Below are 21,897 nucleotides of genomic sequence, written 5' to 3'. Positions count from 1 at the left end.
GCGCATCAGACAGCGTTGAGGTTCAGCCCCAGCATCAGCAATTCTTTACGCAGCATCGACGGTTTCACAACCGCCATTGCCGCCTGCCATTGCAGCGGCAGCAACCGATTCAACGTCTGCTGGCTGGCCTCAGGCTCCGCCAGCAAACAACTCTTGCCGTCACGGATGCTGATGACGTTGAGCAACCAGTCATCGCCCTGCCCGGCCATCCAGCCGCAGATCTCGTTGCAATGGTTGTGCAGCAACCCATCGGCGTCCCACACCGTCATCTGTGCGAAAACCTGCGGCAGGTTGCTGTCCGGTTTGAAGCGTTTCAGATCCGCTGCCAACGCGGCCTGCAGGTCTGCTTCGATGGCGGCCTGACATTCGAGGAAATACCGCTCGGGCCAGTTTGCCGCCAGACTCGCTCGCTGGGCCAAAAGGTCATAAGCCCGAACATCCAGCTCGGTGGTCATCTGCCCGGTGAAGTTGAGCGTGTTGTCGAGAATCGCCGTGGCCAGCAATGCCGCGCTTTGCTCGCTCATTCGCGAGAGCAGGCCGGCGGTTTGCCAGCGCTGAAAAACCAGCGTCGCTGCCGCGCCGATCGGGCGGATATCGGCGGCGCAACCCAGTCGTTCAGCCCAGTACTGCTCAAAACCGGGATGATGGTCGATAACCTCCACCACTTGGTCGAGCACCACCAGCGGGTCGAAGTGGTGATGGTCGGACACATCGACGAGCACGAATCCGTCATTGGCTTGCGGCGTGTAACGCTGAAACGCAGCGCCCCAACTCAGAACGGTTGGAGACACGCTGCTATTGGGCTTTGCGCTGCTGACCGCGCGGGCGGGAAGGCCTTGCAGGTTGAGCAATTCGGCGTAGGCGATGCAGCAGGCGTAGGCGTCGATGTCCAGATAGGACGCGCCGGAGGTGATGATTTTCATGGGGCGCAAACGTCGCACATTTCCATGACATTGGGGTGACATAAAAAGATCGCAGCCTCGTTTCACTCGACAGCGCCTACAGAGGCGAACACATATCCCATGTAGGAGCTGCCGCAGGCTGCGATCTTTTGATCTTCAGGCCGCGCGTTGCCCCCCAGCCACCATCGCCGAAGCCGCCAGCATCGCCCGCAACAACACCGCACACCCCGCTGCCAGATCATCCGGCGCGGCGTTTTCGATTTCGTTGTGGCTGATGCCGCCTTCGCACGGCACGAAGATCATCCCGGCCGGGCCGAGTTCGGCGAGGAAGATGGCGTCGTGGCCGGCACCGCTGACGATGTCCATGTGCGACAGGCCCAAACCCTTGGCGGCGCCACGTACGGCGTCCACACAACCCTTTTCAAAGTACAGCGGCGGGAAGTCGGCGGTGGGTGTCAGTTCATACGTGAGGCCGTGTTCTTCGCATGTGGCTTCAATGACGTGTTTGACTTCGGCGATCATCGAGTCCAGGCGCGCCGGTTCCAGGTGACGGAAATCGAGGGTCATGCGTACCTCACCGGGGATGACGTTGCGCGAGCCTGGGTAGGCTTGCAGGCAACCGACGGTGCCGCAGGCATGGGGTTGATGGCCGAGGGCAGCGCGGTTGACCGCACCGACGATGACCGAGGCGCCGACCAGCGCATCCTTGCGCAGATGCATCGGGGTCGGGCCGGCGTGGGCTTCGACGCCGCGCAGCTTGAGGTCGAACCACTTCTGCCCCAGCGCACCAAGCACCACGCCGATGGTTTTCCGTTCGTCTTCAAGGATCGGGCCTTGCTCGATGTGTGCCTCGAAATAGGCGCCGACCTTGTGTCCGCTGACTTTGCGCGAACCGGCATAGCCGATCGCATTGAGCGCCTCGCCAACGGTGACGCCATCGGCATCGACTTTGGCGAGGGTTTCCTCGAGGGTGAATTTTTCCGCGAACACCCCGGAGCCCATCATGCATGGGGCGAAGCGCGAGCCTTCTTCGTTGGTCCACACCACTACTTCCAGCGGCGCTTCGGTTTCCACGCCGAGGTCATTGAGCGTGCGCAGCACTTCGACGCCGGCAAGCACGCCAAAGCAGCCGTCGAACTTGCCGCCGGTGGGTTGGGTGTCGATGTGGCTGCCGGTCATCACCGGTGGCAGGTTCGGGTTGCGGCCGGGGCGACGGGCGAAGATGTTGCCGACGGCATCGACCGTGACGCTGCATCCGGCGTCCTTGCACCATTGCACGAACAGGTCGCGGGCCTGGCGATCGAGGTCGGTCAGAGCCAGGCGACAGACCCCGCCCTTGACCGTGGCGCCGAGTTTGGCCAGTTCCATCAGCGACGCCCACAGGCGGTCGCGGTTGATGTGCTGATGGGTCGATTGCAGAACGTCTACGGCTGCGTTCATGGGGATCTCCTCAGGCTAGTTTCTTATGGATATTGCTGTGGTGTCTGTCAGGCCGCCTTCGCGAGCAAGCCCGCTCCCACATTTGGAATGCGTTCCCCTGTGGGAGCGAGCCTGCTCGCGAAAGGGCCCTCCGCTACACCGCTGTTTTCACGGCAGAAGGCTGCGCCCGCATCACGCACAAGCCGTAATAAATGATTCCGCCCAGCGCCGAGCCGGTAAACCAGCCATAGCTGTAAAACCAGCTGAACGCGTCGCTACCCAGCGACAGCAGCGTCAGCGCCACCGGCACGCCGAACGCCAGGAACCCGGCCCGGTTCCACGCCGGATAGACGTCGTCGCGGTACAACCCGGCGAGGTCCAGTTGCTGTTTCTTGATCAGGAAATAGTCCACCACCATGATCCCGGCAATTGGCCCGAGCAGGCTGGAATAGCCCAGCAACCAGTTGGAATACACGGTCTCCAGGCTGACATCGGAAACGATCAGGCCAAGTTTTTTCAGCAACTCATGGCCCATCAGCAACAGCCCGACAAAACCGGTCAGCAACACCGCTTTGGTGCGGTTGATGACCTTGGGCGCGATGTTCTGGAAGTCGTTGGTCGGCGACACGATGTTCGCCGCCGTGTTGGTCGACAGCGTGGCGATGATGATCAGCGCCATCGCCACCGCAACCCACACCGGGCTCTGGATGTGGCCGATCAGGCTGACCGGATCAGAGACGGTTACGCCCACCAGTTTCACTGACGCTGCGGTCATGATCACGCCGAGGGAGGCGAAGAGGAACATGGTCAGCGGCAGGCCGAAAATCTGCCCGAGGATCTGATCCTTCTGACTTTTGGCGTAGCGACTGAAGTCGGGAATGTTCAGCGACAGCGTGGCCCAGAAGCCGACCATCGCCGTCAGCCCGGCGGCGAAGTAACTGACCACGCTCGCGCCTTCAGGACGTTTCGGCGGGATCGCCAGCAACTCGGTCATCGACACATTGGGCATCGCCCACACCAGAAGTCCGATGCCAACCGCTACCAGCAACGGCGCCGACAGGGTTTCCAGCCACTTGATGGACTCGGCACCGCGAATCACCACCCACAGGTTCAACGCCCAGAAAATCATGAAGCCGATCACCTCCCCGGTGCCGCCGAGGGATTTCCAGCCGTCGAAAATCGAGCCGAGAAACAGGTGAATCGCCAGGCCGCCAAACATCGTCTGAATGCCGAACCAGCCACAGGCGACCAGCGCGCGAATCAGACACGGCACGTTGGAACCGAGAATGCCGAATGACGAGCGCAGCAACACCGGGAACGGGATGCCGTACTTGGTGCCGGGAAACGCATTGAACGTCAGCGGAATCAACACAATGATGTTGGCAAACAGAATCGCCAGCAGCGCTTCACCGACGGTCAGGCCGAAGTACGCCGTCAGCACGCCACCGAGGGTATAGGTCGGCACGCAGATCGACATGCCGACCCACAGCGCGGTGATGTGCCATTTGTTCCAGGTTCGTTCGCGCACCTTGGTCGGTGCCATGTCGTGGTTGTAACGGGGACTGTCGAGGACGTCGCTGCCGGCTTCAAGCTCGAACAAGCCGTCGCGCTCGGTCACTTGCGATCTGATCTGTTGCATGGCCGCTCCACTGTTCTTCTGATTATTTTTTTGCTCATCAGGCGGCTGCACATGACGGTGCGAGCCGGACGATGGCCGGAGGAACTGACAACTTTCACGCACCGGCCATGGTGTCAGCGGCGGCATCAATAAACGTGCCGGGTACTCCACTCAACGCTCGGGCGATGCTTTAAACGCTTTGCAACTTCCTGATATTCATCAGTTTTAATTATTTACCGGTGAGTCCAGGAAAACTTGTCTGAACGCTCAGACTAAACGCCGGGCAAGTTATCCGAACTGTCAGGACTCAAACTGGTGCACTGCACTTTTTTTCTTCATGAGCGATCAACCGCAGCTCAACTTCAAGCGGCTGATTTCACATAGGAAATCTTGCTCATATTTCCATCCTGTCAAGTGCGTCAAAATGGTGAACAGCCTCACCATTTTGGTGATTTTCATCTTTTATCTTTATTTTTCAACAGCTTAAAACAGTCATAAGCTTATAAAAAATAATCTTGATCTATTGCAAGACAGCGACTAGTTTCTATTCCTGACAGCGCTGACAGGAATACGCCCTTCACCGCTGTACATCAATAAAACATTTAGAACCGGCACAAGTCGGTCATGCCTGCGAGGAACTCGGAATGTCTCTGTTGATCCGTGGCGCCACCGTTGTTACCCATGATGAAAGTTATCGCGCCGACGTCTATTGCGCTGACGGCGTGATCAAAGCCATCGGTGAAAACCTTGATATTCCCGCGGGTGCCGAAGTGCTCGACGGCAGCGGCCAATACCTGATGCCCGGCGGCATCGACCCACACACGCACATGCAACTCCCGTTCATGGGCACCGTGGCCAGCGAAGACTTTTACAGCGGCACCGCTGCGGGTCTGGCCGGGGGCACCACGTCGATCATCGACTTCGTGATTCCCAATCCCCAACAGTCGTTAATGGAGGCGTTTCATCAGTGGCGCGGTTGGGCCGAGAAGTCCGCATCCGACTATGGCTTCCACGTCGCGATCACCTGGTGGAGCGAACAGGTGCGCGAGGAAATGGCCGAGCTGGTCAGCCATCACGGCATCAACAGCTTCAAGCATTTCATGGCTTACAAGAATGCGATCATGGCCGCCGATGACACGCTGGTGGCGAGCTTCGAGCGCTGCCTGGAACTCGGCGCGGTGCCAACCGTGCACGCGGAAAACGGCGAGTTGGTTTACCACCTGCAACGCAAGTTGATGGCCCAGGGCATCACCGGGCCGGAGGCGCATCCGCTGTCGCGTCCCTCCCAGGTCGAAGGCGAGGCGGCGAGCCGGGCCATTCGGATTGCCGAAACCATCGGCACGCCGCTGTACCTGGTACACGTCTCGACCAAGGAAGCTCTCGACGAAATCACCTATGCGCGCAGCAAGGGGCAACCGGTTTACGGTGAAGTCCTGGCCGGGCATCTGCTGCTCGATGACAGCGTGTATCAACACCCGGACTGGCAGACCGCTGCCGGTTACGTGATGAGCCCGCCGTTCCGCCCACGCGGGCATCAGGAAGCGCTATGGCACGGTTTGCAAAACGGCAATCTGCACACCACCGCGACCGATCACTGCTGCTTCTGCGCCGAGCAGAAAGCCGCCGGGCGCGACGACTTCAGCAAGATTCCCAACGGCACCGCCGGCATTGAAGACCGCATGGCGGTGCTGTGGGATGAGGGCGTGAACAGCGGGCGTTTGTCGATGCAGGACTTCGTCGCCCTCACCTCCACCAACACTGCAAAAATCTTCAACCTCTACCCGCGCAAGGGTGCGATCCGGGTTGGCGCCGATGCCGATCTGGTGCTGTGGGATCCGCAAGGCACGCGGACCATCTCCGCCAAGACCCACCATCAGCAGGTGGATTTCAACATCTTCGAAGGCAAGACCGTGCGCGGCGTGCCGAGCCACACCGTCAGCCAGGGCCGCGTGGTCTGGGCCGACGGCGACCTGCGCGCCGAGCGCGGGGCCGGAAGGTACATCGAACGGCCGGCGTATCCGGCGGTGTTTGATTTGCTGAGCAAGCGGGCTGAGTTGCACAAGCCAACTGCCGTTAAACGCTGAAATCCAGGCCTTCGGCCTTCGCGAGCAGGCTCGCTCCCACATTTGAAATGCATTCCCCTGTGGGAGCGAGCCTGCTCGCGAAGAGGCCAGTCCAGGCAATACAAAAACCACTGCCCGTCAGAGGCAGAGCACCTCAATAACCGTGAGGCAAAAAACCGTGATCGAGACCCTGAACCATCTCCCGCACCCGCACGAAAGCGCGGCCGCCCTCGCCGGCCATTTCACCGATCTGGCGCCGCCGCTCAATGCCCGGCAGGCGCATCTGGAAGCCTCGCGCTGCCTGTATTGCTATGACGCGCCGTGCGTCAATGCGTGCCCGAGCGAAATCGACATCCCTTCGTTCATCCGCAATATCCATCAGGACAACGTGCCCGGTGCGGCGCAGAAAATCCTCTCGGCGAATATCCTTGGCGGCAGTTGTGCGCGGGTTTGCCCGACCGAGATTCTTTGCCAGCAAGCCTGCGTGCGCAACAACGCCCAGGAATGCGCGCCGGTGCTGATCGGCCTGTTGCAGCGCTACGCCGTGGACAACGCGAATTTCACTGAACACCCGTTCCAGCGCGCCGCCGCCACCGGCAAACGCATTGCCGTGGTCGGTGCCGGCCCGGCGGGTCTGTCCTGCGCGCACCGCAGCGCCATGCACGGTCACGACGTGGTGATTTTCGAAGCGCGGGAAAAGGCTGGCGGCCTGAATGAATACGGGATCGCCAAGTACAAACTGGTCGATGATTACGCGCAGAAGGAACTGGATTTCCTCCTGCAGATCGGCGGCATCGAAATCCGTCACGGGCAGAAACTCGGCGACAACCTGACCCTCAGCGACCTGCATCAGCAGTTCGACGCGGTGTTCCTTGGCCTCGGCCTCAATGCCAGCAAGCAACTTGGTTTGACCCATGAAGACGCCCCCGGCCTGCTCGCCGCCACCGATTACATCCGCGAACTGCGCCAGGCCGATGACCTCACCCAGCTGCCATTGGCCGAGCGCTGCATCGTCCTCGGCGCCGGCAACACCGCGATCGACATGGCCGTGCAGATGGCTCGCCTCGGTGCCCGCGATGTGAATCTGGTGTATCGCCGCGGTGCCGCCGACATGGGCGCCACCGGCCACGAACAAGACATCGCCAAGGCCAATCAGGTACGCCTGCTGACCTGGGCGCAACCGGAGGAAGTCTTGCTCGACGCTCAGGGCCATGTGCGCGGCATGCGTTTCGCCCGCACCGATCTGGTCGACGGTCGCCTGCAAACCACCGGAGAAACCTTCGAACTGGCTGCTGATGCGATCTTCAAAGCCATCGGCCAGGCCTTCGATGGCAGCGCTCTCGCCGACCCATTGGCGCGCGAACTCAAGCGTCAGGGCGAACGGATTCAGGTCGACGAGAACCTGCGCACCAGCATTCCCGGTGTGTATGCCGGTGGTGACTGCACCAGCCTCGATCAAGACCTCACCGTGCAGGCGGTGCAGCACGGCAAACTGGCCGCCGAGGCCATCAACGCTCAACTGATGCTCAACGTGGAGGCTGCGTAAATGGCCGATCTCTCGATAGTCTTCGCCGGCATCAAAGCGCCTAATCCGTTCTGGCTGGCGTCCGCGCCGCCGACCGACAAGGCCTACAACGTGGTTCGCGCCTTCGAGGCCGGTTGGGGTGGCGTGGTCTGGAAAACCCTCGGGGAAGATCCGGCGGCGGTTAACGTCTCCTCGCGCTACTCGGCGCACTACGGCAACAATCGCGAAGTGCTGGGCATCAACAACATCGAGCTGATCACCGACCGCTCGCTGGAAATCAACCTGCGTGAAATCACCCAGGTGAAGAAGGACTGGCCAGATCGCGCGCTGATCGTGTCGCTGATGGTGCCGTGCGTCGAGGAATCGTGGAAACACATCCTGCCGCTGGTGGAAGCCACCGGTGCCGACGGCATCGAACTGAATTTCGGCTGCCCGCACGGCATGCCCGAACGCGGCATGGGTGCGGCGGTCGGTCAGGTGCCGGAGTATGTCGAACAGGTGACGCGCTGGTGCAAGACGTATTGCTCGCTGCCAGTGATCGTCAAACTGACGCCGAACATCACCGACATCCGCGTCGCCGCCCGCGCCGCCCATCGCGGTGGCGCCGATGCGGTGTCGCTGATCAACACCATCAACTCGATCACCAGCGTCGACCTGGAACACATGGTCGCCCTGCCCACCGTCGGCAGCAAAAGCACTCACGGCGGTTATTGCGGTTCGGCAGTCAAGCCGATTGCGTTGAACATGGTCGCGGAAATCGCCCGTGATCCACAGACCCAGGGCTTGCCGATCTGCGGGATCGGCGGCATCGGCAGTTGGCGCGATGCGGCGGAGTTCATGGCGCTGGGCAGCGGCGCAGTGCAGGTGTGCACGGCGGCGATGCTGCATGGTTTCCGCATTGTCGAGGAGATGAAGGACGGCTTGTCACGGTGGATGGACAGTCAGGGTTACGCCAACATCGCCGAGTTCTCGGGACGCGCGGTGGGCAACACCACGGACTGGAAGTATCTCGACATCAACTATCAGGTCATCGCCAAGATTGATCAGGCGGCGTGCATTGGCTGCGGGCGTTGCCACATTGCCTGCGAGGACACTTCACATCAGGCGATCAGCAGTCTGAAGCAGGCGGACGGGACACATAAATATGAAGTGATTAATGATGAATGTGTGGGGTGCAATTTGTGCCAGATCACCTGTCCGGTGGCGGACTGCATCGAGATGGTACCGATGGATTCGGGCAAGCCGTTTCTGGACTGGAATCATGATCCGAGGAATCCCTACCATGTCTCACCTTAAGGCAGGTAGCGTCTGAACTGACGCTTTCGCGAGCAGGCTCGCTCCCACAGTTGGAATGCATTCCCCTGTGGGAGCGAGCCTGCTCGCGAAGAGGCCAGTCTGTTCACCGCAAGACTCAAGGCTCCAGGCCGATTCCACGCAAAATCACACTGGTCACCGTCTGCACCGCCCGTTCGAACTGCATGTCCGACAGCGGCTGGTGGTCATTCAAGATATTCACCTGATGATCGAAGTCGGCGTAATGCTGGGTCGAGGCCCAGATCATGTACAGCAGGCTCGACGGCTCCACCGGCAGGATGCGCTTGTCCTCGACCCATTGGCGGATCTTCGCTTCCTTCATCTTCGCCCAGTCATACAGGCTGACGTCCAGCGCCTCGCCCAAGGTCGGCGCGCCGTGGATGATTTCATTGGCCCAGACTTTCGAGCCGTAAGGCCGGCTGCGCGAGTGGTTCATCTTGGCGCGGATGTAGCTGCTGAGCACCACGCGCGGGTCATCGAACATCTCGAAGCACAACGCGTCCTGTTTCCACACTTCCAACAGATCAAACAGCACCGCGCTGTACAGCTCGCTCTTGGTTGAGAAGTAGTAGTGCAGATTGGAACGCGGCAGTTGCACTTCGGCGGCGATGTCGGCCATGGCGGTACTGCCAAAGCCTTTTTCGGCGAAGACTTTTTCCGCCGCCAGAAGAATTTTTTCGACGTTACTGCGACGAATCTCGATCTTGTGATTGCCCATGTGGGCTCCCTGACAACAACGTTGTTGAAGACTAGCACCCGCTCTATCACCGAGGCGACCGCTGAAAACAAAACTTCGTACAGCGCTGGCCGGATGGCTAAACTGGCGGTTTCTTCGATCCTGCCTCAGAGGTATCCGCGATGCTGCTCAAGAACGTTCTGACCACCACTGCCCTGCTCGCTTCGCTGTGCGCCGCATCCTCGGTATTTGCCCACGCCCACCTGAAAAGCCAGACCCCGGCTGCCGACAGCTCCGTCGTCGCTCCGGCGGATCTTCGTCTGACGTTTTCCGAAGGCGTTGAAGCGACCTTCACCAAAGTCACCCTGACCAAGGATGGCGCGCCAGTCGCGGTCAAACCGCTGACCACCGAAGGCAAAGACAAGAAAACCCTGATCGTCACCCCGGCCGCGCCACTGACTGCCGGTGAATACAAAGTCGAATGGCACGCCGTGTCGGTCGACACACATAAAAGCGAAGGCGCCTACCAGTTCAAGGTTGGCCAGTAATTCATGAGTGAAGCGCTGGTGCTGTGCCGGTTCCTGCATTTCACCGTGGTGTTGATGCTGTTCGGCGCCTGGCTGTTCCGGCCATTGCTGCTCAAGGGTGACGCGCCGGAGCTGGATCGGCATCTGGCGCGGCTGGCTCGTTGGCTCGCCGCCGTTGCGCTGGCCAGTGGCATCGTTTGGGCGCTGTTAATCACCGCGAGCATGGCCGGTTCGGCGGCGGCAGCGTTTGATCCGGACACGGTTGCGCTGGTGTTGGGTAATACGTTTTTCGGTCAGGTCTGGCGCTGGCACCTGCTGATCAACGCGGTGCTGCTGGCGTTGCTGTTTACGCCGTGGCGTTCGAACCTGCCGCTACGCTTGGGCTTGAGCGCGCTGCTGTTGGCGACGCTGGCGCCGGTCGGTCATGGCGCGATGCTCGATGGTCTCAGCGGCCAACTGTTGATTCTCAACCAGATCGTCCACCTGACCTGCGTGGCGGCGTGGCTTGGCGGGTTGTTGCTGCTGGTGATGATTGTGCGCCAGCCCAGTGAACCGATGCGCGAGATTCTGCGACGCTTCAGCGGGATCGGCTATGCGCTGGTTGCCGGGCTGCTGATCAGCGGGTTGATCAACGTTCGCGTGCTGACGGGGCAATGGTGGCCGACACCGCTGTTCACGGGGTTTGCGCTGATTCTGTTGATCAAGGCGATGATCGTGCTGGGGATGCTCGGGCTGGCGCTGTTCAACCGCTTGCGGATTGAGGATTGCGCGCAGCGCATGGGCGCGCTCAGACGCAGTGTGGTGCTGGAGTGGTTGCTCGGGATTGGCGCTGTCGCTGCCGTTTCGCTGCTCGGCACACTGCCACCGATGATCACTGGATAAACACAGCCCGACTGTGGGAGGGGGCTTGCTCCCGAAGGCGGTGTATCAACCGGCATCATTATTCACTGGACCGCCGCGTTCGGGAGCAAGCCCCCTCCCACCGTGCTTCGCGTGATGCCCACTACTTTTGCACACCCGCAGGGTTATGTGTGGATCAATGCGGTTGTGTGTCACCGGCCGCCGTATCGATACTCACCACCACCGACATCCCCGGCCGCAGTCGCTCCTCTTCCTGCTGATCCGGATCAATGGTGATGCGCACCGGCACCCGCTGGGCGATTTTGACGAAGTTGCCGGTGGCGTTATCCGCCTGCAACAAGGCAAATTCCGAACCGGTGCCCGGCGAAATATGCTGCACGTGCCCGGTGAATTTGCGGTGGTTCAACGCATCGACGGTGAAGCGCACCGGTTGCCCGACTCGCACGTTGTCCATCTGGGTTTCCTTCATGTTGGCGATCACCCATTTCTGGTTCGGCACCAACGCCATCAACTGCGCTCCGGAGTTGACGTAGGCGCCGAGGCGCACGCCGATTTGCCCGAGCTGACCGTCGCGCGGGGCGACGATGCGGGTGTTCGACAGGTCGATCCGCGCCAGTTGCACCGCCGCTTCGGCGCTGGCCACCGCCGCCTCCAGCGAACCGCGATTGACGATCACCGTTTGCAGATCCTGACGGGCAATTTCCAGATTGGCCTTGGCCTGCGCCACTGCCGCGACACTTTGTGCATTGGCCGCCAGCGCCACGTCCATCTCTCGTTTGGACACCGAACCGTCACCCACCAGCTCCTTGTTACGCCGCAGATCCGCCTCGCTTTTGCGCAACTGCGCTTCGCTGTCAGCCACCACTGCCTGACGCAGCTTGATCGTTGCCTCGGCGCTGTTGCGCTGCTGCACCACATTGGCCAATGCGGCTTTCTGTACCGCCAGTTGCGCCAGCGACTGATCGAGGCGCTGCTGATAGATGCGGTCGTCCAGGCGCACCAGCAGATCGCCGGCCTTCACGAACTGGAAATCCTGCACCGGCACTTCATGGACATACCCGGCGAGTTGCGGGCCGATGATCGTCACCTGCCCGCGCACCAAGGCGTTTTCGGTGGTTTCTACAGCGCTGCTGAACGGCGGAAGTTGCCAGGCGTAGAGCACGATCAGCACACCGACGATGGCAATCGCGGCAAAACCGAGCGAAGAAATAATCCGCACCCGCAGTGAGCGCGGCTCGGTGTTCGGCGATGACGGCGGCGCGACACCCTCGGGTGTGGCGGCAATGGCATTGGTGGTTGTGGTGGTCGGTTCGGTCATGAAGAGGTGGCACCGCTGGAAGGTACGGAAGGCGTTGGGGCGATAGCCTTGGTGGTGCTCATCAGCCACAGCGCGCGAATGGACAGCCAGATCATGGTCAGCACCGCAATCACGGCGATCAGCATGAATACATCGTTATAGGCCAGCACGTTGGCTTCGCGAGTCGCGGCATTCGACAGGCTGCGAATCCCGGCCAGATTGCGCAAGCTCGGGTCAGCCAGCAAGGAGCCATAGGCCGAACCGCCGCTCTGAACACGGGCGGCAACCAACGGATCGGACAGCGTCAGGTGTTCGACCAGATGACTGGAGTGGAATTTTTCGCGCACGATCTGGAACGTGCCCAACAACGCCGCGCCGAGCAAGCCGCCCAGGTTGTTGCAGATCCCGAATAACACCGAAAAACTCACCAGATTGCGCGGATTGGTCAGCACGTTGCGGGTGCCGAACACCATGGTCGGCCCCAGAAAAAACGTGCTGCCGAAGGCCAGCAAAAACTGACTGAAATACAGGTTCGCCGGGCGGGTCAGGTTGTTGGAAAAACTGTCCATCACCGAACCGGTCGCCATCAGCGCCAGCGAGATGATCAGCGGCATCAGCAGGTGTTTGGGGTCGATGGTCAGCGCGCTGGTCGCCAACCCGGCGATGCTGCCGATCAGCATCACCACGTACAGGCTGTGCAACTGCTCATAACCCATGTTCAGGTTCTGCATGAAACCGACGGCGCCGGTGGATTGTTCCGAAGTGACCATACGAATCAGGGTCACCGCCAGCGCCAGGCGGATCATCGTGCCACTGCCGAGCCAGCGGGTCATCAGCATCGGGTTGCTGCGATTATGCTCGATCGCCAGGCCCGCGAGGATCAGGGCAATCGAGCCAGCCAGCGCATAGCCGATCCAGTTGGCTTCCAGCCACCAATCGATCCGCCCCAGCGACAACACCGCACAGAGCAGTGCCACGCCGCTGGCGAGAATCGCGAAGGTGAGAAAGTCCAGCGGTTCGAAGGTTTTGAAGCGGTCACCGGGCGGCAACTTGAGCAGCAGCACGCAGCCCAGCGACAACAGGGCCATGCCCAATTCGAACAGGTACAAGCCGCGCCATTCGGCGATCTGCAACAGGTCTTCGGAGAACAAGCGCGCCAGCGGCAGGGCCAGTTGCGAGGCGCCGAGGCCCAGCACCAGCGCCTTCAGCCGCCACTTGGCCGGAAACGCCTGGACCATGTAATACAGGCCCAGCGAACTGAGTGCGGCACCGACCATGCCGTGCGCTGCCCGCACAGCGATGGCCGAGCTCAGGTCGTTGACGAACAGGTGGCCGAAGGTCACCAGCGCATACAGCACCAGAAACACTTCGGTGAACGCACGCAGGCCGAACTGCTGGCGAAACTTCACCAGCAGCAGGTTCATCGACACGTTGGTCATCACGTAGGCGGCCGGCAGCCAGGCCATCTCCGCCGTGGTCGCGCCCAGCGCGCCTTGCAGGTAAGGCAGGTTGGCGACCACCAACGAGTTGCCCAAACCACCGGTCACCGCCACCAGCAACCCGACCAGCGCATAGGCCAGGCGCTTGGGGTTGGAGTGCAGCGGCGTCGAGGGGGAACCGGGCAGACTGGGCTTCTCGTGAGGCTGCCAGTCGCGCGGGGCGTATCGATCCATTAAAAGACCTTGAGCTGGAGGTTGCTGAAGTTTGCCGTAAAACTGCCGGTAAACCCATATCCCTGTGGGAGCTGGCTTGCCAGCGATGAGGGCATTAGGCACGGCATCATCGTGACTGACAAATCGCTATCGCGGACAAGCCCGCTCCCACAAGGACCGGTTATTGAATCGGAGCTTTTAGGCTGGATTCGTAAAAATTTTTTAAAAGTCATCTCGCCCGCGAGGGATTTTTCCCGCGCCGGGCAACTGCCAACCTTGCGGCACTTCTCTAACCTCAAGGTGCCCGTTATGACCACTCTCCACCGACAACGCTCCCCGCGTTTGCTGAAAAACCTCTTGGCCGCCGCCCTTCTTCTGCCCGCCCTCGCCTTCGCCCAGGAACGCCCGTGGCCCGATGGCTCGCAACTGGTGATCTCGGTTTCGATGCAGTTCGAGACCGGCGGCCAGCCCGAGGGCGCCGAAAGTCCATTTTCCGGTAGCCCGCTGCCCAAAGGCTACCCGGATCTACCGGCGCAAACCTGGTTCGATTACGGCTACAAGGAAGGCCTGTGGCGGATGCTCGATCTGTGGGATCGCACAGGCATCAAAGTCACTTCCCACGTGGTCGGCGAAGCCGCGCTGAAACACCCGGAACTGGCCAAAGCGATTGCCGAACGTGGCCATGAACTGGCCGCCCACGGCATGCGCTGGGCCGACTCCTACAACATGAGTTATGAGCAGGAAAAACACTTCATCGGCGATGGTGTCGCGGCAGTGGAAAAACTCACCGGCCAACGCTCGGTCGGCTACAACGCCAACTGGCTGCGGCGCAGTCCCAATACCCTGAAAGTCCTGCAGGATCTGAACTTCACCTATCACATCGATGATGTGAGCCGCGACGAGCCCTTCGTGACAATGGTGCGCGGGCGCAAATTCGCCGTTGTGCCTTACACCCTGCGCAACAACGACATCGTCCTGGTCGAAGGCCGGCATTTCTCCGCCGACCAGTTCTACCAGCAACTGGTGCTGGAATTTGATCGCCTCTACGCCGAAGGTGCAAACAAGCGGCGGATGATGTCGGTGAGTCTGCACGACCGCATCGGCGGCACGCCGGCGATGGCTGAGGCGATGGAGCGGTTCATCCGTTATGCACAGTCGCACCCGAAAGTCAGCTTTATGCGCAAGGATAAAATTGCGCAAATCGTACTGACCGAGAAAAACCCGCTGATCGACAACAGCGAAGCGCTCTACAACAACTGATTGCGCCGAAAGCAGCCCCCTTCACGCCTTGATGAGGGCTGCCGAGGCCCGCAAAGTCATCGTATAACTTCCAGTTGACATTCCCCGAAAGCTCCGTAAATATCGCCCCCAACGTTGTACGACAACGCACAACACTAATAAAAACAAGAACAATAAGGGAGCGCTACAGTGAGCACATTCGTCTGCAATTTTGTCCGCCATTCCCGTTTCTCAATCACCCGCCCGCGTTCCACCCTAAGCCTGATCGGCTGCAGCAGCCTTGTCCTCGCCTTGCCGATGAGCGCCGATGCCGAAGGCTTTCTCGAAGACAGCAAAGCCACGCTGAATCTGCGCAATGCGTACTTCAACCGCAACTTCGTCAATCCCGCCTACCCGCAAGGCAAAGCCGAAGAGTGGACGCAAAGCTTTATTCTCGACGCCAAGTCGGGTTTCACCCAAGGCACCGTCGGCTTCGGCCTGGACATCCTGGGGCTGTACTCGCAGAAGCTCGATGGCGGCAAAGGCACCGGTGGCACGCAATTGCTGCCGATCCACGATGACGGGCGGCCGGCTGACAATTTCGGACGCATGGGTGTGGCGCTGAAAGCCAAAGTGTCCAAGACAGAATTGAAAGTCGGCGAATGGATGCCGGTGCTGCCGATTCTGCGCTCGGACGATGGTCGCTCCCTGCCCCAGACTTTTCGCGGCGGGCAGATTACCTCCACCGAGATCAACGGCCTGAGCCTCTATGGCGGCCAGTTCCGCGGTAATAGCCCGCGCAACGACGCGAGCATGGAAGACATGTCGATGAACGGCCGCGGTGCGTTTACCTCGGATCGTTTCAACTTCGGCGGCGGCGAATACACCTTCAACGACAAGCGCACGATGGTCGGCGTGTGGTACGCCGAACTCACTGACATCTACCAGCAGCAGTACTTCAACCTCAGCCATAGTCAACCGCTGGGCGACTGGACCCTGGGCGCCAACCTCGGTTTCTTCACCGGCAAGGAAGACGGCAGCGCCCATGCCGGCGACCTCGACAACAAGACCGCGTTTGCCATGCTCTCGGCCAGGTACGGCGGCAACACCTTTTATGTCGGCCTGCAGAAACTCGGCGGTGACGACGCGTGGATGCGGGTCAACGGCACCAGCGGCGGCACCCTGGCCAACGACAGCTACAACGCCAGTTATGACAACGCCAAGGAGCGCTCCTGGCAGGTGCGTCATGACTACAACTTCGTCGCCCTCGGCATCCCCGGACTGACGATGATGAACCGCTACATCAGCGGCGATAACGTCCACACCGCAACCATCACCGATGGCAAGGAATGGGGCCGCGAATCCGAGCTGGCCTACACCGTACAAAGTGGGCCGTTGAAAAACCTCAATGTGAAATGGCGCAATGCAACGATTCGCCGGGACTTCAGCACCAACGAATTCGATGAGAACCGGATCTTTATCAGCTATCCGATTTCGTTGTTGTAAGCAGATCTCTCTTTACCCTGTGGGAGCGAGCCTGCTCGCGAAGGCGGCGTGTCAGTCGATGCAAGAGATGCCTGGATCAGCCTCATCGCTGGCAAGCCAGCTCCCACAGGATTTTGTGGTGAATGCGGTAATTGAAAACAACGCTGATACCTGTGGGAGCGAGCCTGCTCGCGAAGGCGGCGCGTCAGTCGATGCAAGAGTTGCCTGGATCGGCCTCATCGCTGGCAAGCCAGCTCCCACAGGATTTTGTGGTGAATGCGGTAATTGAAAACAACGCTGATACCTGTGGGAGCGAGCCTGCTCGCGAAGGCGGCGTGTCAGTCGATGCAAGAGTTGCCTGGACCGGCCTCATCGCTGGCAAGCCAGCGATGGCAGCGGCAAATTCAACATTGATGTTAATTGACACAGCGCTTTCGCGAGCAGGCTCGCTCCCACAAGGAGATTGCATTGCGACGAAGGAGTTCGTGGTGATTGAAAAGTGAATGAGCCCCTTCCGTCATTTACACCAAAAGTCGCGTTGACAATATCCGGAAACCCTACCGATACTTCAGCGCAGTCATACGACAACCTACAACAACCCTAAAAACAATACGTGTAAGGGATTGCCATGACGTCTACCTCTACCCCCCGCGCGCCGTTTAATCGGCTGCTGCTTACCGGTGCCGCCGGTGGCCTGGGCAAAGTGCTGCGCGAACGCCTGCGCCCCTACGCCAATGTGCTGCGTCTTTCAGACATCGCCGCCCTCACCCCGGCCATCGATGATCGCGAAGAAATCGTCGTCTGCGACCTCGCCGACAAGCATGCCGTGCATCAACTGGTCGAAGGCGTCGATGCCATCCTGCATTTCGGCGGAGTGTCCGTTGAAAGGCCGTTCGAAGAAATCCTCGGCGCCAACATCTGCGGCGTCTTCCACATTTATGAGGCAGCACGGCGGCATGGTGTGAAACGGGTGATCTTCGCCAGTTCCAATCACGTCATCGGTTTCTACAAGCAGGACGAACAACTCGACGCCAGCTCCGCCCGCCGCCCCGACGGTTACTACGGTTTGTCCAAGTCCTACGGCGAAGACATGGCCAGTTTCTATTTCGATCGCTACGGCATCGAGACCGTCAGCATCCGCATCGGCTCCTCGTTTCCCGAACCGCAGAACCGCCGAATGATGCACACCTGGCTGAGCTTCGACGACCTCACCCAACTGCTCGAACACTCGCTTTATACCCCGAACGTCGGCCACACCGTGGTGTATGGCATGTCCGACAACAAGGATGTGTGGTGGGACAACCGCTTGGCCTGCCACCTGGGTTTCGAAGCCAAAGACAGTTCCGAAGTGTTCCGCGACAAGGTCGAAGCGCAGCCGATGCCAGCGGCGGATGACCCGGCGCGGATCTATCAGGGCGGCGCGTTCGTCGCGGCCGGTCCGTTCGGCGACTGAGCCCAGCGTTGTCCACTTGATCCCCCTCCAATAAAAACCAAGGGAATGAGTATGCAAGCCGAATTGATCGTCGACGCCCGCAACGCGGTCGGTGAGAGCCCGGTCTGGGTCGCCCAGGAAAACGCCCTGTATTGGGTGGATATTCCCAATGGCGGCCTGCAACGCTGGAGCGCCGACAGCGGCCATGTCCACGCCTGGAAAGCTCCCGAGATGCTCGCCTGCATTGCCCGCCACAGCCGTGGTGGCTGGATCGCCGGCATGGAAAGCGGTTTCTACCATCTGCATCCGCACAACGATGGCAGCCTCGATACCGAACGGCTCGCACCGGTTGAGCACAGTCGCGACGACATGCGCCTCAACGATGGCCGCTGCGACCGTCAGGGCCGGTTCTGGGCCGGCAGCATGGTGCTGAACATGGGCCTGAATGCGCCCGAAGGTCGGCTCTATCGCTACAGCGCGGGGCAGTCGGGTGCGATTGAAGCGCAACTCGATGGTTTCATCGTGCCCAACGGCCTGGGCTTCAGTCCCGACGGCAAGACGATGTACCTGTCCGACTCGCACCCCAACGTGCAACTGATCTGGGCGTTCGACTACGACACCGCCAGCGGCACGCCGTCGAACCGCCGCATATTCGTCGACATGAATCACTACAGCGGTCGCCCTGACGGCGCCGCCGTGGATGCCGACGGTTGCTACTGGATCTGCGCCAACGATGCCGGTCTCATCCACCGCTTCACCCCCGACGGACGTCTCGATTACTCACTGGCGGTGCCGGTGAAAAAACCGACCATGTGCGCCTTCGGCGGCAGTGCAATGGACACCCTGTTCGTCGCCTCGATTCGACCCGGCGATGACCACGATCCGCAGTCCCTGGCCGGCGGCGTGTTCGCTTTGAACACCGGGGTCAAAGGTATGCCGGAACCGCTTTTCGATGATTTGCTTTAACCCGCCTCTGCTACATCGCTGTGCCTTGAACACAACAATAACAAGACTGGAGACACCCCCATGGACTTCAAACGCACGTTGCTCGCCGCCGCTTTGCCCCTCGCGTTGACCCTCAGCAGTGCCGCTCAGGCGCTGGAAATCAAATTCGCCGACATCCATCCCGCGGGTTATCCGACGGTGGTTGCCGAGCAAAGCATGGGCAAAGCCCTGACCAAGGAAACCAATGGCGATCTCACCTTCAAGTATTTCCCCGGAGGCGTGCTCGGCTCGGAAAAAGAGGTGATTGAACAGGCACAGGTCGGCGCAATCCAGATGACCCGTGTCAGCCTGGGTATCGTCGGCCCCGTGGTGCCGGACGTGAACGTATTCAACATGCCATTCATCTTCCGCGACCAGGCGCACATGCGCGCGGTGATCGATGGCGAAGTCGGCGATGCGATTCTCGACCGGATCACTAACTCTGAATTCGGCCTGGTGGCCTTGGCGTGGATGGACGGTGGTACGCGCAACATCTACACCAAAAAACCAGTGCGCAAACTCGAAGACCTCAAGGGCATGAAGATCCGCGTGCAAGGCAACCCGATGTTCATCGAGACCATCAACGCCATGGGCGGCAACGGCATCGCCATGGACACCGGCGAAATCTTCAGCGCCCTGCAAACCGGGGTGATCGACGGCGCGGAGAACAACCCGCCGACCCTGCTCGAACACAACCACTACCAGAACGCCAAGTTCTACAGCCTGACCGGGCACCTGATCCTGCCCGAGCCGATCGTGATGTCGAAGATCACTTGGGAAAAACTCACCCCCGACCAGCAGACGCTGGTGAAGAAAGCCGCCAAGGCTGCCCAGCTTGAAGAGCGCGCACTGTGGGATGCGAAATCCGCCAGCAGTGAAGAAAAACTCAAGGCCGCCGGCGTCGAGTTCATCACCGTCGACAAGAAACCCTTCTACGAGGCCACCGCCTCGGTTCGCGAGAAGTACGGCGCGCCTTACGCCGACCTGATCAAGCGCATCGAAGCCGTGCAGTAACCCCCCCAGCCCTCAATGAAAGGCCCGGCAGCGCTGGCGTCACTCGACGTCCGCGCGGCCCGGTTACGGTGGAACCCGATGAAGAATTTGCTGTTGCGCATCAATGACCGGATCTACATGGCTTGCATCTGGGTCGCCGGCCTGTCCGTTCTGGCCATCGCCCTGATTATTCCCTGGGGTGTTTTTGCCCGTTACGCCCTCGGCACCGGCTCGAGCTGGCCGGAGCCCACCGCCATCCTGTTGATGATGGTGTTCACCTTTATCGGCGCCGCTGCCAGTTATCGTGCCGGCGCGCACATGGCCGTGGCGATGGTTACCGACCGCTTGCAACCGAACATGCGTAGAACCATGAGCATTGTTTCGCAACTGCTGATGGCAACCATCTGCCTGTTCATGACGATCTGGGGCACCAAGCTCTGCCTGTCGACCTGGAACCAGTTCATGAGCGCCCTGCCGACTTTGCGCGTGGGCATCACCTACATGCCGATCCCGATTGGCGGCGCGCTGACGCTGGTCTTCGTGTTGGAAAAACTCATTCTCGGTGACCAGAGCAACCGTCGCGTGGTGCGCTTCGACCTGGTTGAAGAAAACGAAGGGGCTGCCTGATGGACGCATTGATTCTGCTGGGCAGTTTTATCGCACTGATCCTGATCGGCATGCCGGTCGCTTACGCTCTCGGGCTATCGGCTTTGATCGGTGCCTGGTGGATCGACATTCCGTTCCAGGCGCTGATGATTCAGGTCGCGGGCGGGGTGAACAAATTCTCGTTGCTGGCGATTCCGTTCTTCGTCCTCGCCGGGGCGATCATGGCCGAAGGCGGCATGTCACGCAGGCTGGTGGCGTTCGCCGGTGTGCTGGTGGGTTTCGTGCGGGGCGGCTTGTCGCTGGTCAACATCATGGCGTCGACGTTTTTCGGAGCGATTTCCGGATCCTCCGTAGCCGATACTGCGTCGGTGGGTTCGGTGCTGATTCCGGAAATGGAGCGCAAAGGCTATCCACGGGATTTCTCCACGGCGGTGACCGTCAGCGGTTCGGTGCAGGCGTTGCTCACGCCGCCGAGCCACAACTCGGTGCTCTATTCGCTGGCGGCTGGCGGTACGGTGTCCATCGCCTCGCTGTTCATGGCCGGCGTGGTGCCGGGCCTGCTGATGAGCGCGTGCCTGATGGTGTTGTGCCTGATCTTCGCGCGCAAACGCGACTACCCCAAAGGCGAAGTCATCCCGCTGCGTGAGGCCCTGAAGATCTGCGGCGAAGCGTTGTGGGGGCTGATGGCGATGGTGATCATCCTCGGCGGCATTCTTTCGGGGATCTTTACTGCAACCGAGTCGGCGGCCATCGCCGTGCTCTGGGCATTCTTCGTCACCATGTTCATCTATCGCGACTACAAATGGAGCGAACTGCCGAAACTGATGCACCGCACGGTGCGGACGATTTCGATCGTGATGATCCTGATCGGCTTCGCCGCCAGCTTCGGCTACATCATGACCCTGATGCAGATCCCGGCGAAAATCACCACGCTGTTCCTGACCCTGTCGGACAACCGTTATGTGATCCTGATGTGCATCAACGTCATGCTCTTGTTGCTCGGCACGGTGATGGACATGGCGCCGCTGATCCTGATCCTCACGCCGATCCTGATGCCGGTGATTCTCGGCATCGGCGTCGATCCGGTGCAGTTCGGCATGATCATGCTGGTCAACCTGGGGATCGGGCTGATAACACCGCCGGTAGGTGCGGTGCTGTTTGTCGGTTCGGCGGTGGGCAAGGTCAGCATCGAAAGCACGGTGAAGGCGCTGCTGCCGTTCTATGCCGTGCTGTTTCTGGTGTTGATGCTGGTGACCTACGTTCCGGCGATTTCGCTGTGGTTGCCGCATTTGGTGTTGTAACGCTGTAATTGTGGTGAGGGAGCA

Annotated in this window: 19 protein-coding genes; 13 read left to right on the top strand and 6 right to left on the bottom strand. The window is 60.4% G+C overall.

Annotated elements, in window-relative coordinates:
• Positions 1–5: 5 nt before the first annotated feature.
• The 3 genes from ATI02_RS29980 to ATI02_RS29970 all read right to left on the bottom strand — a co-directional run bounded on the left by ATI02_RS29980 (position 6) and on the right by ATI02_RS29970 (position 3,960).
• The gene (locus tag ATI02_RS29980) at positions 6–923 is read right to left on the bottom strand and encodes a DHH family phosphoesterase (protein WP_100848171.1); all 918 of its coding nucleotides are present in this window, start codon (positions 921–923) and stop codon (positions 6–8) included.
• 135 nt (positions 924–1,058) lie between these two features.
• Positions 1,059–2,342 (bottom strand): Zn-dependent hydrolase, encoded by a 1,284-nt coding sequence (locus ATI02_RS29975; protein WP_100848170.1) that lies wholly within the window; start codon positions 2,340–2,342, stop codon positions 1,059–1,061.
• 133 nt (positions 2,343–2,475) lie between these two features.
• The gene (locus ATI02_RS29970; RefSeq protein WP_100848169.1) at positions 2,476–3,960 is read right to left on the bottom strand and encodes an NCS1 family nucleobase:cation symporter-1; all 1,485 of its coding nucleotides are present in this window, start codon (positions 3,958–3,960) and stop codon (positions 2,476–2,478) included.
• A 623-nt stretch (positions 3,961–4,583) separates the two neighbouring features.
• Between ATI02_RS29970 and hydA the strand changes: the two genes are divergently transcribed.
• The 3 genes from hydA (at position 4,584) to preA (ending at position 8,823) form a co-directional block, all read left to right on the top strand.
• Positions 4,584–6,023, top strand: coding sequence for a dihydropyrimidinase (gene hydA / locus ATI02_RS29965; RefSeq protein ID WP_100848168.1), 1,440 nt, complete (start codon positions 4,584–4,586; stop codon positions 6,021–6,023).
• A 157-nt stretch (positions 6,024–6,180) separates the two neighbouring features.
• Positions 6,181–7,548, top strand: a complete 1,368-nt coding sequence (locus ATI02_RS29960; protein WP_100848167.1) for an NAD(P)-dependent oxidoreductase — start codon at positions 6,181–6,183, stop codon at positions 7,546–7,548.
• Positions 7,549–8,823, top strand: coding sequence for an NAD-dependent dihydropyrimidine dehydrogenase subunit PreA (gene preA, locus ATI02_RS29955; protein WP_095190173.1), 1,275 nt, complete (start codon positions 7,549–7,551; stop codon positions 8,821–8,823). It abuts the gene before it with no gap.
• Positions 8,824–8,938: 115 nt separating this feature from the next.
• Here preA and ATI02_RS29950 read toward each other — a convergent pair whose 3' ends face one another.
• The gene (locus tag ATI02_RS29950; protein ID WP_095190174.1) at positions 8,939–9,559 is read right to left on the bottom strand and encodes a TetR/AcrR family transcriptional regulator; all 621 of its coding nucleotides are present in this window, start codon (positions 9,557–9,559) and stop codon (positions 8,939–8,941) included.
• A gap of 140 nt (positions 9,560–9,699) precedes the next feature.
• On the opposite strand from ATI02_RS29950, the gene copC reads away from it, so the two are divergent.
• Both copC and copD read left to right on the top strand, forming a co-directional pair.
• Positions 9,700–10,065 (top strand): copper homeostasis periplasmic binding protein CopC, encoded by a 366-nt coding sequence (gene copC / locus ATI02_RS29945; RefSeq protein ID WP_095190175.1) that lies wholly within the window; start codon positions 9,700–9,702, stop codon positions 10,063–10,065.
• 3 nt (positions 10,066–10,068) lie between these two features.
• On the top strand, positions 10,069–10,926 hold the full coding sequence (gene copD, locus ATI02_RS29940; protein ID WP_100848166.1) for a copper homeostasis membrane protein CopD: 858 nt from the start codon (positions 10,069–10,071) through the stop codon (positions 10,924–10,926).
• Positions 10,927–11,080: 154 nt separating this feature from the next.
• Here the strand turns inward: copD and ATI02_RS29935 are convergent, their stop codons facing one another.
• Both ATI02_RS29935 and ATI02_RS29930 read right to left on the bottom strand, forming a co-directional pair.
• Complete coding sequence (locus ATI02_RS29935; RefSeq protein WP_100848165.1) at positions 11,081–12,223, bottom strand: HlyD family secretion protein; 1,143 nt, start codon at positions 12,221–12,223, stop codon at positions 11,081–11,083.
• A complete protein-coding gene (locus tag ATI02_RS29930; protein WP_100848164.1) occupies positions 12,220–13,875 on the bottom strand; it encodes an MFS transporter in 1,656 nt (551 codons plus the stop codon). The genes ATI02_RS29935 and ATI02_RS29930 overlap by 4 nt, the downstream gene beginning before the upstream one ends.
• 288 nt (positions 13,876–14,163) lie before the next feature.
• On the opposite strand from ATI02_RS29930, the gene ATI02_RS29925 reads away from it, so the two are divergent.
• The 8 genes from ATI02_RS29925 to ATI02_RS29890 all read left to right on the top strand — a co-directional run bounded on the left by ATI02_RS29925 (position 14,164) and on the right by ATI02_RS29890 (position 21,873).
• On the top strand, positions 14,164–15,114 hold the full coding sequence (locus tag ATI02_RS29925) for a polysaccharide deacetylase family protein (protein ID WP_095190179.1): 951 nt from the start codon (positions 14,164–14,166) through the stop codon (positions 15,112–15,114).
• 168 nt (positions 15,115–15,282) lie between these two features.
• Positions 15,283–16,578, top strand: a complete 1,296-nt coding sequence (locus ATI02_RS29920; protein WP_095190180.1) for an OprD family porin — start codon at positions 15,283–15,285, stop codon at positions 16,576–16,578.
• 131 nt (positions 16,579–16,709) lie between these two features.
• Entirely contained in the window at positions 16,710–17,060 is a 351-nt protein-coding gene (locus ATI02_RS29915; protein WP_100848163.1) for a hypothetical protein, read from the top strand.
• A gap of 125 nt (positions 17,061–17,185) precedes the next feature.
• Entirely contained in the window at positions 17,186–18,010 is an 825-nt protein-coding gene (locus ATI02_RS29910; RefSeq protein ID WP_100848162.1) for an NAD-dependent epimerase/dehydratase family protein, read from the top strand.
• 51 nt (positions 18,011–18,061) lie between these two features.
• Complete coding sequence (locus ATI02_RS29905) at positions 18,062–18,955, top strand: SMP-30/gluconolactonase/LRE family protein (protein WP_095190182.1); 894 nt, start codon at positions 18,062–18,064, stop codon at positions 18,953–18,955.
• Between the two features lie 60 nt (positions 18,956–19,015).
• Entirely contained in the window at positions 19,016–19,987 is a 972-nt protein-coding gene (locus tag ATI02_RS29900; protein ID WP_100848161.1) for a TRAP transporter substrate-binding protein, read from the top strand.
• 78 nt (positions 19,988–20,065) lie between these two features.
• The gene (locus ATI02_RS29895; protein WP_100848160.1) at positions 20,066–20,593 is read left to right on the top strand and encodes a TRAP transporter small permease; all 528 of its coding nucleotides are present in this window, start codon (positions 20,066–20,068) and stop codon (positions 20,591–20,593) included.
• The gene (locus tag ATI02_RS29890) at positions 20,593–21,873 is read left to right on the top strand and encodes a TRAP transporter large permease (RefSeq protein ID WP_095190185.1); all 1,281 of its coding nucleotides are present in this window, start codon (positions 20,593–20,595) and stop codon (positions 21,871–21,873) included. The genes ATI02_RS29895 and ATI02_RS29890 overlap by 1 nt, the downstream gene beginning before the upstream one ends.
• The last annotated feature ends 24 nt before the right edge of the window (positions 21,874–21,897 follow it).

Source organism: Pseudomonas baetica (assembly GCF_002813455.1).
GTDB lineage: Bacteria > Pseudomonadota > Gammaproteobacteria > Pseudomonadales > Pseudomonadaceae > Aquipseudomonas > Aquipseudomonas baetica.
Note: the sequence above shows the minus strand (reverse complement) of the source record. Positions and strands in the feature narration are given on the sequence as shown.

Coding starts and splice junctions, on each gene's coding strand:
- ATI02_RS29900 (WP_100848161.1), top strand. CDS start 19,016: ATGGACTTCAAACGCACGTTGCTCGCCGCCGCTTTGCCCCTCGCGTTG.
- ATI02_RS29890 (WP_095190185.1), top strand. CDS start 20,593: ATGGACGCATTGATTCTGCTGGGCAGTTTTATCGCACTGATCCTGATC.
- ATI02_RS29930 (WP_100848164.1), bottom strand. CDS start 13,875: ATGGATCGATACGCCCCGCGCGACTGGCAGCCTCACGAGAAGCCCAGT.
- copD (WP_100848166.1), top strand. CDS start 10,069: ATGAGTGAAGCGCTGGTGCTGTGCCGGTTCCTGCATTTCACCGTGGTG.
- ATI02_RS29970 (WP_100848169.1), bottom strand. CDS start 3,960: ATGCAACAGATCAGATCGCAAGTGACCGAGCGCGACGGCTTGTTCGAG.
- ATI02_RS29895 (WP_100848160.1), top strand. CDS start 20,066: ATGAAGAATTTGCTGTTGCGCATCAATGACCGGATCTACATGGCTTGC.
- ATI02_RS29905 (WP_095190182.1), top strand. CDS start 18,062: ATGCAAGCCGAATTGATCGTCGACGCCCGCAACGCGGTCGGTGAGAGC.
- preA (WP_095190173.1), top strand. CDS start 7,549: ATGGCCGATCTCTCGATAGTCTTCGCCGGCATCAAAGCGCCTAATCCG.
- ATI02_RS29975 (WP_100848170.1), bottom strand. CDS start 2,342: ATGAACGCAGCCGTAGACGTTCTGCAATCGACCCATCAGCACATCAAC.
- ATI02_RS29950 (WP_095190174.1), bottom strand. CDS start 9,559: ATGGGCAATCACAAGATCGAGATTCGTCGCAGTAACGTCGAAAAAATT.
- hydA (WP_100848168.1), top strand. CDS start 4,584: ATGTCTCTGTTGATCCGTGGCGCCACCGTTGTTACCCATGATGAAAGT.
- copC (WP_095190175.1), top strand. CDS start 9,700: ATGCTGCTCAAGAACGTTCTGACCACCACTGCCCTGCTCGCTTCGCTG.
- ATI02_RS29925 (WP_095190179.1), top strand. CDS start 14,164: ATGACCACTCTCCACCGACAACGCTCCCCGCGTTTGCTGAAAAACCTC.
- ATI02_RS29910 (WP_100848162.1), top strand. CDS start 17,186: ATGACGTCTACCTCTACCCCCCGCGCGCCGTTTAATCGGCTGCTGCTT.
- ATI02_RS29935 (WP_100848165.1), bottom strand. CDS start 12,223: ATGACCGAACCGACCACCACAACCACCAATGCCATTGCCGCCACACCC.
- ATI02_RS29980 (WP_100848171.1), bottom strand. CDS start 923: ATGAAAATCATCACCTCCGGCGCGTCCTATCTGGACATCGACGCCTAC.